Source organism: Phormidesmis sp. 146-33 (assembly GCF_052939515.1).
In genome coordinates this window covers 1-16,610 of the sequence record NZ_JBJPHU010000135.1, presented here as the reverse complement: position 1 = coordinate 16,610, position 16,610 = coordinate 1, and the positions used below count along the sequence as shown (strand labels likewise).

The following is a 16,610-nucleotide window of genomic DNA, read 5'->3' as shown; positions in this document are numbered from 1 at the left end:
GAATTTACTGTCCTCTCTTGCATTCCGGCTTCCTAGTTTTGTCAGTCAAGCAGGGATTCTTACAACTGATTTAAGACGGCTATTGATGAACTCGAAACCTTTATCACTCAAAAAAATAAGGTCTAGATCTGGACGATCGTTGACCCTTTTAGTTAAGGACTTTTAGGGTGGGTCTTAGGCAACCACAGTGTAGAAACGTTTCGATCGCTAGGGACAATTGTGGCGACTTGACAGTACCTTAATTTTTGGGATGTTCCTGTCCCAGATGATTTATCACCCTGATTCAGCAACGCCGAATTACCCTTCTCTCTTCACCAATCAAAACTCAAACGCTATTTTTTGAAGGGATCATGCTCGGCTAAAATCTTCTCTAATTTGGCTTCATCCACTCTCGAAATTAGCCGCTTGGATTCGTGAATATCGCGAGTGGTTTTTGACAGACTAAAGGTAGAGCCAACCGTAAACAAAACGCCCATTCCCATATAGCCTTTTACCCAATTATCGACAGGCAAATTGAGAATTCCGATCGTCGTCGCTGACACAGAAAGCACAAAAGAAGCCCACACTTGAACCACCCACGCACTGGTCGGAGCATCCCGATCGACGTTGTATTTTTGCATCGTTTTTTCCAAAAAGATTCTTTGTAAGTGATGGTTTTGAATCTTTAAGCAAAGAATAGCAGGGGTCTTGAGCAGAAGATTTACAAAGTGGACAGACCGATCGCCGTCCCTTAACAATTATTTTAGAAGTGAGAAAAATCCCAATTAAAACATCCTCTCAAAGTCTTAGTCTTGACTGCACGAAAACTTCACCCTTTAGGTAAGCGCTTTGTCTCTTTAACGTCTATCTATTGAAAAGATTGAATGAAGGGATCAAATTGGTAAAAAACTGCGATCCCCGTAACAGCAACTACTCAGACTCGGAATCAGGCTGACTACACTAGTAGAAGCTTGGGTAAACTCTAGCCAACCTCTCCGATTCTTTAGGCTCATATTTAGCATTAAAGATTCAGTCTCAGGCTCCAGATCTAACGTTCACCGTTATCGTTCAGACTCAAATTCCAGATTCAACCAGACCCACAAGTATGACAACAATGGTCAACGCAACTGAAAAGCCCAAACATCGCGTCGTCATCATTGGGGGCGGTTTTGGTGGACTCTATGCTGCAAAAGCGCTAGGAAACTCCTCCATCGAAGTCACCCTGATTGACAAACGCAATTTCCATTTGTTTCAACCCCTTCTCTATCAGGTTGCTACTGGAACGCTCTCCCCGGCTGATATTTCTTCGCCGCTGCGATCGATTCTCAGTCGTCACAAAAATGTTCGCGTCTTGATGGAAGAAGTCGTAGATATTGATCCCCACGCAAAGACGGTGATTTTGCGAAAGGAAGAATTGCCCTACGATACGCTGATTGTCGCGACGGGAGTCAGTCACCACTATTTTGGCAACGAACATTGGAAAGACAATGCTCCCGGCTTAAAGACGGTTGAAGATGCGATCGAGATGCGGCGGCGGATTTTTATGGCCTTTGAGGCAGCCGAAAAGGAAACCGACCCCGAAAAGCGCAAAGCGTGGCTAACATTTGTGATTGTGGGTGGCGGCCCAACTGGAGTAGAACTGGCCGGGGCGATCGCAGAGTTGGCCTTCAAAACCCTCAAAGAAGATTTTCGCAACATTGACACCACCGAGGCTCAGATTCTCTTGCTCGAAGGTCTCGATCGCGTGTTGCCGCCTTATGCGCCTGACTTGTCTGCCAAAGCAGAAGCCTCTTTGACGCGACGCGGTGTGACGGTGCAGACCAAAACCAAAGTCACGAATATTGCAGACGATGTGGTGACGATCGAGCGCAATGAGCAAGTTGAGCAGATTCCAGCCCAAACGATCCTCTGGGCGGCGGGTGTGAAGGCTTCGGCAATGGGCAAGATTTTGTCAGATCGGACGGGGGTCAGCCTCGATCGAGTGGGGCGTGTCATGGTCGAACCGGATCTGAGCGTGTCAAACCATCCTGATATTTTTGTGATTGGCGATCTGGCACACTTTGCTCATCAGGGCGAAAAACCGTTGCCTGGTGTAGCTCCTGTCGCGATGCAAGAAGGTCAATATCTGGCCAAATTGGTCAAAGCAAGACTCAAAGGACAGTCGCTTCCAGCTTTTTCCTACGCAGAGATCGGAAGTCTGGCGGTGATTGGGCAAAATGCTGCCGTCGTCGATTTGGGCTTTATTCAATTTACTGGAATCATCGCCTGGTTGATCTGGGTGGTGGCTCACATCTACTATCTGATCGAATTCGACAACAAACTAGTTGTAATGTTTCAGTGGGGATGGAGCTACTTTACGCGCAAGCGTGGCGCGCGATTGATCACAGGCGATGATGCGATGGTGGAAGTTCACATGGCGGGCAGCGATCGCAAAGAGAGGTCTACTTCGGCGGGCAAGACGGCGATCGAGGTTTAGTTCCGCTGACAGATGCAGCATTTGGTTAACCATACGACACTGAATGCTGCTCTGGTTCAAATATCAAGAGCGTTAGAACGTCTGTAGACGAATCAAGCTTTAAGAATTTACGAAATCAAACTGACAATTCTTTGACTTGCGAACGCAAAATTGGATTTGCAATCTTAAATTTTAGTTGTGTCAGGTTGTCGATCGCGGCTCATGATTAAAAGCGTGTCCTCAGCCCGTGAGCAGGTTGACCGCTTCATATTCACGATCGTTATACCAAATCAACCAACAAATGATACTGATAAAAAATCAGTTAATTAACCGATTTCTATCTCTCAGATTTGAAAAGAACCTATCAAGGAAGCCGTTTCAAAGTCCCCCAAAATGGGGGATTTAGGGGGCGAGGATCTGTATCAGTAACTAGTGGATTTGGTATTAGAAGTCTTTTACACTTCATTTTCTACACTTCATTTTTAGAAGCCTCAGACATCAAAGATTGCAGAAGATTAATGTCACACTTCTTAAGATTGAGGGCTATTTGCATCCCACAACACGATGTTTTTTCGTGGAGAGATCAAGAAGTTTTTGGCGCATCCGGAACTTTACGGTCGATGAGTGTTTTAAAACTCACCTCCACAGACATGCGCTCCTGAGTGGCTCGTCTATTCATTCAGGCGGTTTGTAGAGGAGTTCAAAACCATTTCGATTTTGTTGTTGCTCGTGTTCACAGAATTCAAACCGTTCAACATACAGACATCAGTTTAGCAATCAATTAGTTATTTTAATTCTGTTTCCTACAGCAATCTTTAATTGATTGATCGCTGACTGTTTTTGACGTGCTTAAGCTCTCTATTCCCTCTAAGGAAAATTGCTCCATGACTGTTTCTCAAATTGCAACCATTCTCCAGTCCACTCTGCAAAATGGACAACTTGAACTCAAAGAATCCACGATCGAGTCTCTCCCGTTAGGCAGCCTGTTCGCCTTACTCGAAAGCGAAGGAATCGTTTTCAATCAAGCTGAAATTATTGCTGAAAGCGATCGCGTCACCCTTACGGGATTGGCTTCAATTCTCAACGCCACTAACGTTTTAGTAGAAGCCGTTTTTCAAGATTCCAACGATCGTGTAAATTTCGCTCTCAGCGCTAAACAGCTACCGATTTGCTGCATTCCTGGTGCTGCGTGGCTAGATCTGCGAGACGGACAGCTTGCCTTACAAGTGATTGAAGGGGATATTGCAGGAAGCATTAGCGGTAGCGTTCGCGTGGGTGATAGTGAGATTTCTACTGCGCTATTGGTCGGCAAGGTTGGAGGCGAAGTGGTTCTGCAATGGACGATCGCACAACTCGACATCTCAGCGATCGCGGCAACATTTCTAAACGGCGCATCAATGCCCCCTGATCTGCCAAACCTTGCCTTTAAGGATATTGAAACCACCATTCAGCCAAAGTCTCGTAGCTTCTCGTTTCGAGCCAGTTCTGCTCAGGCGTTGAGTTTTCCCCCCAGTGGAAACGGGTTTAGCATTACAGAAACCAGTCTTGCGATGAGCCGCGAGGATGATCAGATTGAGTGCGCGATCGCCATTCACGGTCAAAACTCGTTGGTCATTGCTGAAGAATTTGCCCTCAACGAAGTTCAACTAGAGTTCAAACTTGCGGGGCAAGAGTGGTCAATTTCTGGTGCAGTCGAGGCAGAATTATTCGCTCAGTCTCTAACGTTGGCAGCGGAATATCGTCAAACGCAAGACGAGAGAAGTCTCAAGCTTTTTGCAGCCGCGACTCCCGCAATTAAAATCGTCGATTTAGAAGACGCGGGACACTTCAGCTTGTCGCAAATTGGGTTGGAGTTGAGTAAAGAACGACCGACCGAACCTAGCACCGCGCAATCGGCTTGGAGTCTGTCGGCATCGGGTGCCATTCAAATTACAGACGTGCTTGATTTTGAAGGAACTCTGACGCTATTCAAACAGACTGACGGCACTGTGGGACTGATGTTTGAACCCGATCATGCCAGCGTTCGTTTGGCATTGCCGCCCACATCATTGATGGATTTAGAGTTTGGTGGAGTCTCGATCGTACGTCAACCCAGCCTCGATTCCACGACGACCGAATTTGCATTTGAGGCAGCAGTCACGTTAGCGTTTCAGGGATTTCACCCCACTGTTCACAAATACTTGCCGGAGACAATCCAAACCACATTCACAGCCGATCGTCATCGTGTCACTTTAACCGCAGATCGCGTGCTGCAACCGTTTGATTTTGTGATTCCTCCGATCGAGATCGATGCTGATAACCAAATTGATTTAGGGGTGGCGAGTTTAGATGTGTCGGATCTGGTGATTCGGCTTGGACAAGCGATCGAATTAGGGGCACAGCTTGGAGTCGGATTGCCCGCTAACTTAAATAAACTGTTTGGCGTTAACGATGACGGCACTGCACTCGTCGAATTCTTCAATACGTTTGACCCTAGCGATCGAGACAACACCGTCGTCAAAGCCGAACTCAGCATCGGCACCGCAGGCATCCAAATCATGCCGACCTCTTCGATCTTAAAAGCTGTGCAGTTGGTCGAAGAAAACGGCGAAACCTTCTGGTATTGCAAGCTTGGCAACGAGGGCGAATTTGGCGAAGTTAAGTTCAAAGTGCCTGTGTTTAAGTATGACTTGACTCGATCGAGCTTTATGGCCAGCGGCGGATTTGAGACGATTAAGCCCTTGGTGTTGCCGATGACTCCGATGAAACACTTGCTCAAAGCCTGCAAACTTCAAGGTGCGGCGGATGCGTTGCCCAACAGTGTGCCGCTCAAAGAAATCAAGATTGTGGATGATCAGGGCAACTTTAAAGTCGATGAATTGATTGCTGAATTGGGCGCGATCGGAGCCAACCTTCCTGCCGAAATTAAGGATAGTTTGACGGTGATTGGCGACCATTTAGACGAGTTGCCCGATAGCTTTAAGCAATATCTCAACATCGAGATTCCTCAGAGCTTTGACTTTGATTTAGCCGTCACCCCCGAAGGCAGCGTGCGGTTTGATGCACGAGTCAAAGAAGGCGATCCGCCGATTAAGCTGATGTCTCCGGCGCTAATGGGAGTCTTGCCCGTTCTGAATTGTGTACAGCTTCGCGGCATCTCGTTTGGCGAATTGGCAGGCGGTAGCTTGTTCTTGCTGCAAGTCGATGCAACGCTAGACCAATTCGATTTGGTAACGCTGGCGAGTTCACTGCTGTTACCTGAAATTGAGAACAATCCGCTGCCCTCGTCGCGCAGTCTGCACCGTCGATTGATTCTCGACAAACTATTTATGGTGATTGTGTATCAGACGGTGATTCCGATTCCGATTCCCTTGTTCTATGACGAGATTGGCATTGAATACTTGGGGCTAGAAGGCGTTGAATTGGGTGCCCATGCTCAGTTTCCGATGCCGACCTTTGACCTTGCAGAAGCCGGAAAACTGCTGTCGAATTTCAAACAGTTCTTTACCGATCGAGACTTCCTCCTCGACCCCAACTCGGCTCCCAAAAACCTCAATCTCACCTTCTCCCTCAAAAAGAATTTCTTGGAGTTGCCCAAATACCTGAGTCCTAACGGAACGCTCTTAGGCGACGACAAAGGTGGCCCCGAAATCAACGCCTACGCCAGTCTTGCCAAACTAATGAACGGCATGAAGACGCTTTCTGTCAACGACTTAATTCAGGCGATGCCGCTGTCCGATCGGGTTGGCAACACCGCCGTCTCATTTGGTGCCCTGTCAGGAAGTCTCGGCTGGCTCGTCACTACGCCCGACGAATTTAGACAGATTGCTGCTCAACCTGCCCTCAAACAAATCGCCTATTCACAACTCGGATTAGCCTCCACCGCGCCAGTCAATTCAGTTTTGAGCATCTTGCCGACCGTCACGACTCCTAACGAAGAGGGACTTGTGGTGTTCCTCAAAGGCAAGTGTGCGGTGAAGAATCTCGCCAGTTTTGAGACGACGTTTGGGTTGGCGGCATCTGGCTCGACAGGCTTCGCCACTGGCTTCCAAATGGTTGGCAAAGTTGCGGATACGATCGAGATGGGTTTTGAAGGTCGAGTCGCCATTCAGCCTAAAAACAGCACCGCTTTCCGATTAGAGGGACGCAGCTATCTCAAGATTGCTGACAAAACGGCGTTTAGTGGCGATGTGCAAATCAGCGATCGACGCTTTGAATGTAGTGGTTCGCTGGACTTATTTGGGCTGGGTGGCTCTGTGGCAATGAGCATCGATCGCGATCAAGGTGCCGATCTTCGCGGTGAACTGAACCCGATCGACCTCAGCATCTTCCAACTCACGGGAGCAAACGGTCAACCCAAACCGAGTGTATTCCTCGCAATCAAGCCTAACCAAATCCCGACGATGGATGTGTCTGGAGCCGTTCAACTTCTGGGTCTGCGGGGTGAAACTCGCATTAACGTCAGCGAGAATTCTTTCCTGTTTGCGGTGTCAGGTAACTTGTTTGGTCGGTTTGGCGGCAGTATGCGGGCAAGCGGAACGCGACTCACCGATCGGGTAAACTTCCGAGTTTCTGCCACGATGCAAACCGATCTCTTGCAGTTCATCAAAACCGAAGCCACGCAAGTCATCAAACAAGCGGCAGACAAAGCGCAAGCCGATATCACGATCGCTCAAACACGAGTCGATGCGGCTCAACGAGATGTGAATAGTCTTCAGCAAACGGTGGATCAACAACGAGCGATCGTCCGGGGAGAACGGGCGGCGGCTCAACAGAAGTTTGACAGCGCTCAAGCAGACTTCAACACCAAGCAAGTCAAAGTCAACGAACTTAGTAACGGCATTCGCTCCCGACAGCAGGAGATTGCTCGCCTCAAGCCAGCCGACATCTGCATCAAAAACCCGTTTACGGGTAAGACGAGTTGTTCTCCTGGCATTCCTAGCCCCGCCAACGCTGCCCGCATTACCAAGTTAGGGCTTGAGATTGCAGGACTCGAAACGGCACTAAAAGGGGCAACAGGCGGACTCACCATCGCCAAGGGAGCGCTTGAGTTGGCGAGACGAGGGCTGAATACGACTCCGATCGACCTTGATCTCAGAGTGTCTGGGCCGTTGGCACTGCTCAAAACTGCGACTGGAACGTTAACCGCAACTCAAGAAACGTTGGCGCTAACCAAGCGAGGTGTAGGAGCCGCCGCGTCTGCCAATGATTTCATTGCACGGTTTGGGTTAGCCAATCTGCTGCAAATCAATTCGGCGAGTTTTGACGCTGACCTCAATACCGCTTCGGGCGGACGGGTGTTGCTAAATGTCAATCTCACTTACCAAGGCAGAGTGTCTAACTTGGCGTTGAACTTCAATCTCAAAGAGCCGCAACTGGCTTTAAACGATGCTCAAGCGTTGGGTCGGCAGTTGTTGTCTGTTTGACTATTCGGCGGGAAGTCTTGCGCTCTAATCTTTGATTGAGCGTCGGGATGAAAGCCAGGGCGTTGATGAACTGTCCCCTTAACCGATGTGAAGCGTAGCTGAACAAGAGCTTGGGGACGGCGAAGAAGCGCCACTCTCTTACAAACGCAACGAGAGAGTTTGATATACTTGTATTGGTCGTTGACCCACCCGCATGGCTGACAACAAAAGGCTTGAGTCTAACTCGCCCTGGAACGAGCATGAGCAACGGGAAAGAAACAAGTCCTGCTGGTCGGAGATTTCCGTAAATCCAAGATGCGTTTGTCGAATTGAAATCAACAACCTTGGGAAGCAGGGTTGCTGCCAGGGTAGTAGAGCAATCTGCTGCGGGAGTTAGGCTCACAGCGCGTGTAGCACACCTCCGGAGGACAGGTAAGACCAAGATCGTACTCGGTACGAAATCTCGTTCGCGAGATTCCCCAACGTGGCACTGACCGATGAAACTGGAAGCCCGCTCTGTATGCGTAGCATCAGAGTTGGGTACTTCACATTACAAATCGTCTGTAGGAAGAGTCTTACAGGCGATTTCTCGCGTCTGCAACAGGGTTAAATCTTGACCGTAGTAATTTGTCGATCGCACTCCACGTTAATATGAAGAGCGTGTCCCCAGTCTGTGAGGATATGCGTCAACCTCTCAACTCGCAAATCGAATTTCTGCTTCATCAAGGACGGCAACTGAGCAAAGCTGGCTCCTACGAAGGGGCGATCGCCTATTTTGACAAAGCATTAGAGCGGTATCCCAATTGGTACATCGGTTGGTATGAGCGAGGGAGAGCACTCCAGGAACTCGGACAACATGAAGCGGCGATCGCCAGCTTTAAAGAAGTCATCCTTCTCAAACTTGACTTTGCTCCCGCCTGGCACAATCAAGGCATGATCCTGGCAAAACTGGGACGATATGAAGAAGCTATCGCCAGCTACGATCGCACGCTTGACCTCTACGCCAACAACTACAAAGCCTGGTACAACCGGGGCAACGCGCTGGTGAAGTTGGGGTCGGTTGGGGAGGCGCTGCACTGCTACGAAGAAACGCTCAAACTCAAACCGGACTACGCGCGGGGCTGGTACAATCGGGCGATCGTGCTGACTCAACTGCGCCGCTATGATGAAGCGATCGTGAGCTACGATCGGGCGCTCAAGTTTCGTCCCCATTTTTCCGATGCTCACTACAATCAGGGCAACCTGTTTAATCGGTTGGGGCGCTATGCGGAGGCGCTAATTTGCTACGAACGAGTGTTACGCATCAAGTCTGACTTACACGAAGTCTGGTACAACTACGCCAATATTTTGCACAAACTCGGCTCTCACGAGCAAGCTTTAGAAAGTTACGACAAAGCGATCGCCCTTCACGCCGATTCTCACGAAACCTGGTACAACCGGGGCAATACGCTAGAGGCGCTGTGTCTGTACGAAGATGCGATCGCCAGTTATCAGCAAGCTTTGACGCTCAAACCCGATTTGTATGAAGCCTGGCACAATCAAGGGTGCGCCTATCAGCATTTGGGGTTTTATGAAGACGCGATCGCCCGATATGACCAGGCTCTCACCCTAAAACCTGACTTTCATGATGCCTGGATTAGTCGCGGCATTGCCCTTCGCAAAACGCATCAATATGAGGCCGCGATCGCTAGCTTTGATCAAGCGTTAGCAATCTATCCAATTTGCGCTGACAGTTGGTATCGACGCGGCCGCGCCCTGGGGCACTTGGGACAGACTGAGGCGGCGATCGAAAGCTATGACGAGGCGTTGAGTTTAAATCCTCAATTTGATAAAGCCTGGTACAGTCGGGGCGTTTCTTTGGGGCGATTGGGCAGACATCAGGCGGCGATCGAGAGCTACAACAATGCGCTGGCAATCAATGCTCACTTTCCCAATGCTGAGAGTAGTCGGAGTCTTTCGCTAAAAGCTTTGGGGAGGGAGGTAGAAGGGATGAGGGATGAGGGATGAGGGATGAGGGATGAGGGATGAGGGATGAGGGATGACGCGAAGGACTTTGAGCCAAAAAATTCGTCCGAAAGTTCTCCAGAATTGGGAATTGAGGGGCTGGCGCGCTGGGTAACGAAGCGAAAAACCTTCATCGTGTTATCTGGTTAGCTTGTGGGATTTTGACTGACGATGCCTGACCATTGGGCTTTTTTGAGCTTTTCGCGACGATAGGAGAAAAATTTGGTCGCGTCTTGATAGGTGCAGTGAGGCGCGATCGCCACCTGATCGGGACTGATGCCCAACTGCTCAATCTGCAACGCATTCACCCGTCGCACGTCTAATCGGACTCGCCCTGGGGTCGCGTCGGGGAGTATGGGGGAATTGGGTAGGGCCAAGAGTCGCTCTATGCTGGCTTCTAGCGGACTGTCTGGATCGATCGCCAGCACCGTCGCTCCCACTTCTACAGCGACATGGGTAGATACTTGATAAACTTCACCTGCGATCGCGGGCCCCATCGCAATGCGTAAATCGGATGGCTGACTGCCCTGAGCGCAAAGTCGAGCGATCGCGTGAGGCACAATTTTTTGAGAAGTTCCTCGCCAGCCTGCATGAATCGCGGAGACGTGTCCCGTTTGCGTATCGGCAATCAGCACGGGGGTACAGTCTGCACTACACACCCAGACAGCTTGACCAAACTGGTCGCTGATCAGCCCATCTCCCGCCAAAAGATTTTCTGCTGAAAAGTCGGGCATCTCCGAAGGGGCTAACACGTTGTTTCCGTGGACTTGCTGAAGTCGGTAAGCGCTGGCATTGGGATTGAGAACTTCGGTCAGGAGGAAAGGCGATCGCGGAGAAAATTGCTGCGTAAAAAAGCCGTGCTGCCACGATTCCAGCAAGCTACAGGTTAGATAGGGAAGCTCATTCCAGGTTTGCCAGTGCCAGGTGTGCATAACGGATTTTGCTAGATTTTAGGTTCACTTTAGCAATGGATTCCTCAAGTTGTCGGATTTGAAATATAAAGGCTGTATCAAGAAAGTATGATCGCCCCCCGTAAATTTACAAATAAAGCGTTCGTTAGGCAGCAATTGCTCGTAGAATTTTCGAGGATCAGAGTCAAAAACTTGGGATATGTTTAATTAGGGTTGAGCAAGATTACGGAGTTGGGTGAGCCGCTCGATCAAGCATTCCTCTCGATTCCGTCTCGTCCCAAGTCATATCGGAACTTTCGCACGATCATGGGCGACAAGTCTGAGAGCTATCCCAGTCCTATTTATCGAGGAGAGTGTTAATGAGTCAGCCGCGTAATGCCCAAAGCTTTTGGAGACAGCGTTCTCTACTAAAACGGTTAAGCTGCCTGAGCGGAGTTGGCATTCTAAGTAGTGGAGTTGCCCTGGCGCAGGCTCCCTCTGACATTCCTGAAATCGTAATTTCTACCCCGTCTAAGGCGGCTCCTTCTGTCTCTCAGACGGCTTCTGATCTGATGGCTCCCTCTGCGGTCTCTCCCGCTTCAGCAAAACCCGAACCGCCTGCTCTTCAAATTGAGACGGTTCCTCAATCCACGACTTCTCCAGCGAATGAGTACGAAGCACCCAGCACGATCGTTTTTACCGATCGCTCCTCTGGCTGTGAATTTGCTTTAGAAGCGGGAAAAACTTTGGCAAATGGGGCTTGTGGCAGTCCGAAAGTGGCGAGGGAGCGATCGAGTGGCTTTACAGGCGGCTACTCTACGGCTCAGGCGGCGGCTCCGATTCGAGTTGAGCGAGTCAGCTATGAGCGACGTTTGGAAAATACAGCGCCTCCGGTGACAACTCCGCTGTCTGCGTCCGCCTTTGTCAAAAACTATTACAATCGCAGCGTTCGCCCACTCGGAATTCCTGGAAACAATAATGTGCGCTTGCTGTTTCCTTTATCGATTCCTTCGGTGATTACGTCGGTGTTTGGCTGGCGAGTTCATCCGATTACGGGCGATCAGCGACATCACTCAGGGACGGATCTGGGCGCACCGATGGGGACTCCGGTTTTGGCGGCGTTGACAGGTCGCGTCATGCTGGCTGATTTCTTTGGGGGATATGGGCTGGCGATCGCCCTAGAACACACTCAAGGCACTCAGCAAACCCTCTACGCTCACTTATCAGAAATCTTTGTCAAGCCTGGAGAAGTGGTGAAGCAAGGCACGGTGATTGGGCGAGTCGGCAGTACGGGCAATTCTACGGGCCCTCATTTACACTTTGAGTTTCGGCAATTGACGACTCAGGGCTGGGTCGCTCAAGATCCAGGCGTGCAGCTAGAGTCGGCGCTGGCTCAGTTGGTGCAGTCGTTACAAACGGCTCAAAAGCTTCCTGTTCCACCAAAACTGTCTCGCAACGGCAATTCCTAGAACCTGAATTAAACGATTCTCTGTTCTCTAACCTTTAGAGAGGCAAGTAGAGAGGCAAGTCAGCTTAATCGTTTTAAACATTTGAAAATCGCGGATGTGACGAATTACTGTGTCCTGTTTTAGGAGCGGTTTAGTCGTTACTTCCGCGCTTTGTTTTTGTGAGGAAATGGGCAAGCTTAATGACAAGTGTTTGCAAATAAAAGATTTTGCTGTATCTTGATTCTTATATTCTATTGAATATCTTTCGCAATAAATTGAAGCTCACTGACGATTGATCTATCTAGTACAAAGCATCTGATTTCGACAAACTGAGTTCCTTGTTAAAAAGCTCTTCTTGAAACCAGGACACTCGTCTATCTCGCTCAGCAAAAGTTAAGAATTTATCTCAACTACCCGGCACTCATGAAGCATTCTCAGCCCGCTCCTGGACAAATCTTGCAAATTTCTCGCGGCGATCGCTGGATTGCCCACTACCGCCTTCAAGAGCTTTCGATCGCCTGTACTCTGACCTCTGACGGCTTTCTCCGAGTTGATGTCAATAACTTGACTGACATTTTGCAAGTCAGAAGCGTCATTCAGCAGTTAACCGCCCCGCGTCAAACCTTGACCCAATGGCTCGATCGCTGCTGGTCAATTCACTAATCTAAAGCTTCTTTAGAGCTTCACAAATTCATTCAACGTCCACCATCATCAAGGAATCGAACAATGGGGAAATCGAAAAAAAGTCAATCTGCATTCAGATTAGAAGGGCGGTTTTTGGGCTACATCGTTGAAGATGGCTACAAAATCAAGCAACTGAGATTGGCGACAGCGGATGGTGAATGTTTTATTAAGTTGTCTAAAGAAGCAAGGGCAAAACTGGGACGGGTGCTAATTCCGGGTGATTGGGTGAGCGTTGAGGGCACGAAAAAAGTTGAGTTGGAAAGCGAATTTGCGAAACTGAAAGCTTACTCAGTTGTGCCGATCGTGCCCACCGATGCGATGAAGCCAGAGATTCAACCCAGCAAGTCAAAAGCTAATATTTTGGTGTGTCAAAAGTCGGGCTGTATGAAGCGAGGTGGCAAGGCAGTTTGTCAGGCGCTAGAGACGGCATTAGGCGATCGCGGGTTGGACGACGTAACCATCAAAGGCACGGGCTGCATGAAAAATTGCGGTCAAGGGCCGAATGTGGTCATGCCTGGAAAAGCTCGCTACTGCAAAATCAGCGCCAAAGAAATTCCCGCTTTAGTGGACAAACATTTTCCAAAGGTGAAGTTGATCGAAGAAGTGCGAGTGTTGCAGCCGATCGCTTGAGGATTGCGAATTAAATGGGCGGTTCAAACCGCGACTACAAGAACGAAGTCTGTGAAGGCAGACTAGGAGGCATTGCTGAATCTTGGGATGAATTGCTTCAAAGCGGAGGGAAACCCAATGTTCAAAGTCCCCCACTTTTGGGGGATTTAGGGGGCGAAAAGATGGACGCTTCGTATTCATCCCTCCAATCAGCAACGCCGACTAGGAAAGCAATTCTGGAGGACTTTTAGACCAAGATCTTCAGTTCAAAGTCCCTCAGCATTGGGGGATTTAGGGGCTTGCCCGGATTAACAACCGCAGCGAAAGATTCCATCGAATTCACGTTAATTAATTTCCGACTGCTCAACTACAGCAGAATTAGTCCCTGTCGAGCGCCCAAAATTACTGCTTCGGTACGGCTGGAGACATTGAGCTTACTAAATAGTGAACTGATGTGAAACTTCACCGTGTGTTCAGAGAGCATGAGACGACGGGCGATCGTTTTGTTGCTCAAGCCTTCTGCCAGCATTCCCAAAACTTCGATCTCGCGAGGCGTGAGTGACTGAGACGGCAGATCAGGAAGGGGACTGGGGAGCGTAGGCAACAGAACGTCTGTGATGTCGGGATGCAAAACCGTTAGACCCGAAGCGGCAGCGACGATCGCGCCCAGAATTTCATCTGCGGACGCTTCATTTGGCAAAATCGCCCGAACGCCTGCCCGAAGCAATTCTGCGATCGCACCTTCAGACAGATCATCAATTAACAGCACGATCGCAGGCTGAAACCCATTCTCTGTCAGCAAAGTCGGGAAAGTTTCTTCCTCTTGAGCGCTCCACTCCCACAACACCACTTGGGGCTGATGCCGCTCGATTTGAGCAAAAAGATCAGAATAGGCAGTGCTTCCGACAATTTCAAAAGCCGAATCGGTCGCAATTAGCGCTTCCAAACCTGCCCGCATCACCGCCGATCGCGCCACCACCAAAACGCCAATCAATGGGAACTCCTCACGCTGCTGCCGCTTCATCCGTTGATCGCCCGTACAACACCACTTCAATTGTTTTGGCAACGCCCCCGCGCAAAATTTCTAAGGGCAGCCCGTCTCCTGAGTGCGATCGCTCCAGAATGTGAAACAGTTCGTTAATCGTTTGGAAGGGTGTGCCTCTAACCCCAATCAGAATGTCTCCTGGCAACAAGTGGGCTGCTTCTGCGGGACTTTCTGCCTCGATCTGGGTGATGAGCAGCCCGTAGGCAGGTTTTTTGCCCAACATGACCATCACCGATTCTAATGTCACGCCTAGATAGGGACGATCGGCGTAATTATTGAGAAACCACTGCACAACATGACTGGGAATGGCAAAGCCGCGATCGTAGACAATCATCGTATTGATACCAACAATCTGACCTTGAGCATTCGCCAGTGCGCCTCCTGAATTGCCCGGCGCGAGTGAAATATCAGCTTGAATCCAGGAACCGGGAGCTGTGTGAATAATGCCCGTTGTCAGCGCCCCAACTTGACCCAAAGGATTGCCCACCGCCAATACAAACTCACCGACCCGCAGGCGATCGCTATCTCCGACTTCAACAACTGGAAGATTCGTCGCATCAATTTGCAAAGCGGCTAAATCTCGCTGAAGGCTTTGAGCGATCGTTTGGGCTGGCAAGACTCGCCCATCGGAGAGTTCCACCTCGATTTCTCGACCTCTGACGACGTGAGCATTGGTGATAATCAGTCCATTTGACGACCAGATCACGCCCGATCCAGCCCCCGATTTGCCAGATCGGATCTGCACCGTTGACTGACGCAAGCGATCGGCGATCGCCACAATTTCTATCTGAATCATTTTTCTCTCCCTGGTCTTTCGCCGACGGTAATCGTGGTTTCGATCAAGGCACCGCCGCGAATCATTTGGGCTGTAATGGCATGTCCAACGCGATCGGGATCGAGTACCGCATGAACGTCTCCAATGTCTGCGATCGCCGTTCCATCTAATGCGGTGATGATGTCACCCAGTAAAACACCCGCTTGGTCTCCAGGGCCAGTTGGCTCGATGCTAACTACGATCACGCCGCCGCTTTTAGAAAGATTGAGCGATCGAGCCAGGGTTTCGGGCAATCGAACGGGCTGCATTCCCAATCCCAGGTAGCCGCGGGCGATTCGTCCAGTTTGCAGTAGTTGATCGACGACGCGGTTGACCGTTGCCACTGGAATTGAAAGCGTCATGTGTCGCGGGCCGGCCGTATTGATACCGATCACCTGTCCTTGGGCATTGATCAGCGGCCCACCCGAAAATCCTGGATACAGATTCAACGAAGGGCAAATAAATTGGTCGATTCGGCCACCATGCCACGATCGCCAACTGCCCCCAATCGAGCCAATTACTCCCAGACTAGCACTGGTTGCCCCTTCACTAGAGCGAGCGATCGCCAGCACCATTTCCCCGACTCGCAGGGCCGAAGAGTTTCCGATTTGAGCGATCGCTCGCTCCACATTTTGCAGTTTGAGCAAGGCCAAATCCGTCCCTGCATCACGACCCGCAACCGTAGCCGAAACGCTGCGTCCATCTGGTAGAGTAACGCTGATTTCTTCATCGCGATTGACGGTGTGATCGGCTGTAACCACGATCCCCGATCGCCAATACACCCCACTCGAAGCGTGTCTCCGACGAGCATTCACCGCGACAACAGACTGTCCGGCTTGTTCTACCGCGTCGGCTAATTGATTTGAGAATGCTGACAATGCATTATTTTCAGAAGTCATAGTGTGAGCTGAAGATTGACTGATTCCAGGATGCGGTATGAAAGGAAGCGATCGCATCAGATGAATCGGTAGATCTCAACCTGGACAAATGGCTAGGGCGTGTCATCACTTGGCTAAACTTGAACTATCAATGCTTGAGAAAATCTGACGAACCCTCGCCATTACGCGCTGAGAAATGACTACTGGGAACGAATTAAAAATTTATTGCCTGGACGCGAAGGCGCTGTGGGTTTCTAAGCTCGATATCGACGCTATGAACTTTCTCAGTGCAATTTATCTGGCCGCTTGCGTGATTTGGCTCAATTGATCACACGCCCAAAGCTTTGAAGTCTGCTTAGAAATTCTGGCGTTGCATAATAGAGGGATGAATGAGGGTGTTGTACTATGCAGTGTCGATAC

Annotated in this window: 12 protein-coding genes; 7 read left to right on the top strand and 5 right to left on the bottom strand. The window is 49.9% G+C overall.

What is annotated here, in order from left to right; translation table 11 throughout:
- Nucleotides 1–332: 332 nt before the first annotated feature.
- A complete protein-coding gene (locus ACJ2PR_RS30965) occupies nt 333–620 on the bottom strand; it encodes a YiaA/YiaB family inner membrane protein (protein ID WP_446879868.1) in 288 nt (95 codons plus the stop codon).
- 473 nt (nt 621–1,093) lie between these two features.
- Between ACJ2PR_RS30965 and ACJ2PR_RS30960 the strand changes: the two genes are divergently transcribed.
- The 3 genes from ACJ2PR_RS30960 (at nt 1,094) to ACJ2PR_RS30950 (ending at nt 9,825) form a co-directional block, all read left to right on the top strand.
- A complete protein-coding gene (locus tag ACJ2PR_RS30960) occupies nt 1,094–2,455 on the top strand; it encodes an NAD(P)/FAD-dependent oxidoreductase (RefSeq protein ID WP_446879867.1) in 1,362 nt (453 codons plus the stop codon).
- Between the two features lie 863 nt (nt 2,456–3,318).
- Nucleotides 3,319–7,839, top strand: coding sequence for a hypothetical protein (locus ACJ2PR_RS30955; RefSeq protein ID WP_446879866.1), 4,521 nt, complete (start codon nt 3,319–3,321; stop codon nt 7,837–7,839).
- Nucleotides 7,840–8,499: 660 nt separating this feature from the next.
- The gene (locus ACJ2PR_RS30950) at nt 8,500–9,825 is read left to right on the top strand and encodes a tetratricopeptide repeat protein (protein ID WP_446879865.1); all 1,326 of its coding nucleotides are present in this window, start codon (nt 8,500–8,502) and stop codon (nt 9,823–9,825) included.
- Nucleotides 9,826–9,968: 143 nt separating this feature from the next.
- On the opposite strand, the gene pgeF is transcribed toward ACJ2PR_RS30950, so the two are convergent.
- The gene (pgeF, locus tag ACJ2PR_RS30945; protein ID WP_446879864.1) at nt 9,969–10,754 is read right to left on the bottom strand and encodes a peptidoglycan editing factor PgeF; all 786 of its coding nucleotides are present in this window, start codon (nt 10,752–10,754) and stop codon (nt 9,969–9,971) included.
- Between the two features lie 192 nt (nt 10,755–10,946).
- Here pgeF and ACJ2PR_RS30940 point away from each other — a divergent pair, with 192 nt between their 5' ends.
- The 4 genes from ACJ2PR_RS30940 to ACJ2PR_RS30925 all read left to right on the top strand — a co-directional run bounded on the left by ACJ2PR_RS30940 (nt 10,947) and on the right by ACJ2PR_RS30925 (nt 13,474).
- On the top strand, nt 10,947–11,093 hold the full coding sequence (locus ACJ2PR_RS30940; protein ID WP_446879863.1) for a hypothetical protein: 147 nt from the start codon (nt 10,947–10,949) through the stop codon (nt 11,091–11,093).
- Nucleotides 11,093–12,181, top strand: coding sequence for a peptidoglycan DD-metalloendopeptidase family protein (locus tag ACJ2PR_RS30935; protein WP_446879862.1), 1,089 nt, complete (start codon nt 11,093–11,095; stop codon nt 12,179–12,181). The genes ACJ2PR_RS30940 and ACJ2PR_RS30935 overlap by 1 nt, the downstream gene beginning before the upstream one ends.
- A 402-nt stretch (nt 12,182–12,583) precedes the next feature.
- A complete protein-coding gene (locus tag ACJ2PR_RS30930; protein ID WP_446871491.1) occupies nt 12,584–12,823 on the top strand; it encodes an Asr1405/Asl0597 family protein in 240 nt (79 codons plus the stop codon).
- A gap of 63 nt (nt 12,824–12,886) precedes the next feature.
- On the top strand, nt 12,887–13,474 hold the full coding sequence (locus ACJ2PR_RS30925; protein WP_446879861.1) for a (2Fe-2S) ferredoxin domain-containing protein: 588 nt from the start codon (nt 12,887–12,889) through the stop codon (nt 13,472–13,474).
- Nucleotides 13,475–13,820: 346 nt separating this feature from the next.
- On the opposite strand, the gene ACJ2PR_RS30920 is transcribed toward ACJ2PR_RS30925, so the two are convergent.
- Genes ACJ2PR_RS30920 through ACJ2PR_RS30910 form a run of 3 tightly spaced genes read right to left on the bottom strand, consistent with a single transcriptional unit; the run spans nt 13,821 to nt 16,211 of the window.
- Entirely contained in the window at nt 13,821–14,477 is a 657-nt protein-coding gene (locus ACJ2PR_RS30920) for a response regulator transcription factor (protein ID WP_446879860.1), read from the bottom strand.
- Nucleotides 14,458–15,294, bottom strand: a complete 837-nt coding sequence (locus ACJ2PR_RS30915; protein ID WP_446879859.1) for a S1C family serine protease — start codon at nt 15,292–15,294, stop codon at nt 14,458–14,460. Before ACJ2PR_RS30915 ends, ACJ2PR_RS30920 begins: the two co-directional genes overlap by 20 nt.
- A complete protein-coding gene (locus ACJ2PR_RS30910; protein ID WP_446879858.1) occupies nt 15,291–16,211 on the bottom strand; it encodes a S1C family serine protease in 921 nt (306 codons plus the stop codon). The genes ACJ2PR_RS30915 and ACJ2PR_RS30910 overlap by 4 nt, the downstream gene beginning before the upstream one ends.
- Nucleotides 16,212–16,610: the final 399 nt, after the last annotated feature.

Coding starts and splice junctions, on each gene's coding strand:
- ACJ2PR_RS30965 (WP_446879868.1), bottom strand. CDS start 620: ATGCAAAAATACAACGTCGATCGGGATGCTCCGACCAGTGCGTGGGTG.
- ACJ2PR_RS30960 (WP_446879867.1), top strand. CDS start 1,094: ATGGTCAACGCAACTGAAAAGCCCAAACATCGCGTCGTCATCATTGGG.
- ACJ2PR_RS30955 (WP_446879866.1), top strand. CDS start 3,319: ATGACTGTTTCTCAAATTGCAACCATTCTCCAGTCCACTCTGCAAAAT.
- ACJ2PR_RS30950 (WP_446879865.1), top strand. CDS start 8,500: ATGCGTCAACCTCTCAACTCGCAAATCGAATTTCTGCTTCATCAAGGA.
- pgeF (WP_446879864.1), bottom strand. CDS start 10,754: ATGCACACCTGGCACTGGCAAACCTGGAATGAGCTTCCCTATCTAACC.
- ACJ2PR_RS30935 (WP_446879862.1), top strand. CDS start 11,093: ATGAGTCAGCCGCGTAATGCCCAAAGCTTTTGGAGACAGCGTTCTCTA.
- ACJ2PR_RS30930 (WP_446871491.1), top strand. CDS start 12,584: ATGAAGCATTCTCAGCCCGCTCCTGGACAAATCTTGCAAATTTCTCGC.
- ACJ2PR_RS30925 (WP_446879861.1), top strand. CDS start 12,887: ATGGGGAAATCGAAAAAAAGTCAATCTGCATTCAGATTAGAAGGGCGG.
- ACJ2PR_RS30920 (WP_446879860.1), bottom strand. CDS start 14,477: ATGAAGCGGCAGCAGCGTGAGGAGTTCCCATTGATTGGCGTTTTGGTG.
- ACJ2PR_RS30915 (WP_446879859.1), bottom strand. CDS start 15,294: ATGATTCAGATAGAAATTGTGGCGATCGCCGATCGCTTGCGTCAGTCA.
- ACJ2PR_RS30910 (WP_446879858.1), bottom strand. CDS start 16,211: ATGACTTCTGAAAATAATGCATTGTCAGCATTCTCAAATCAATTAGCC.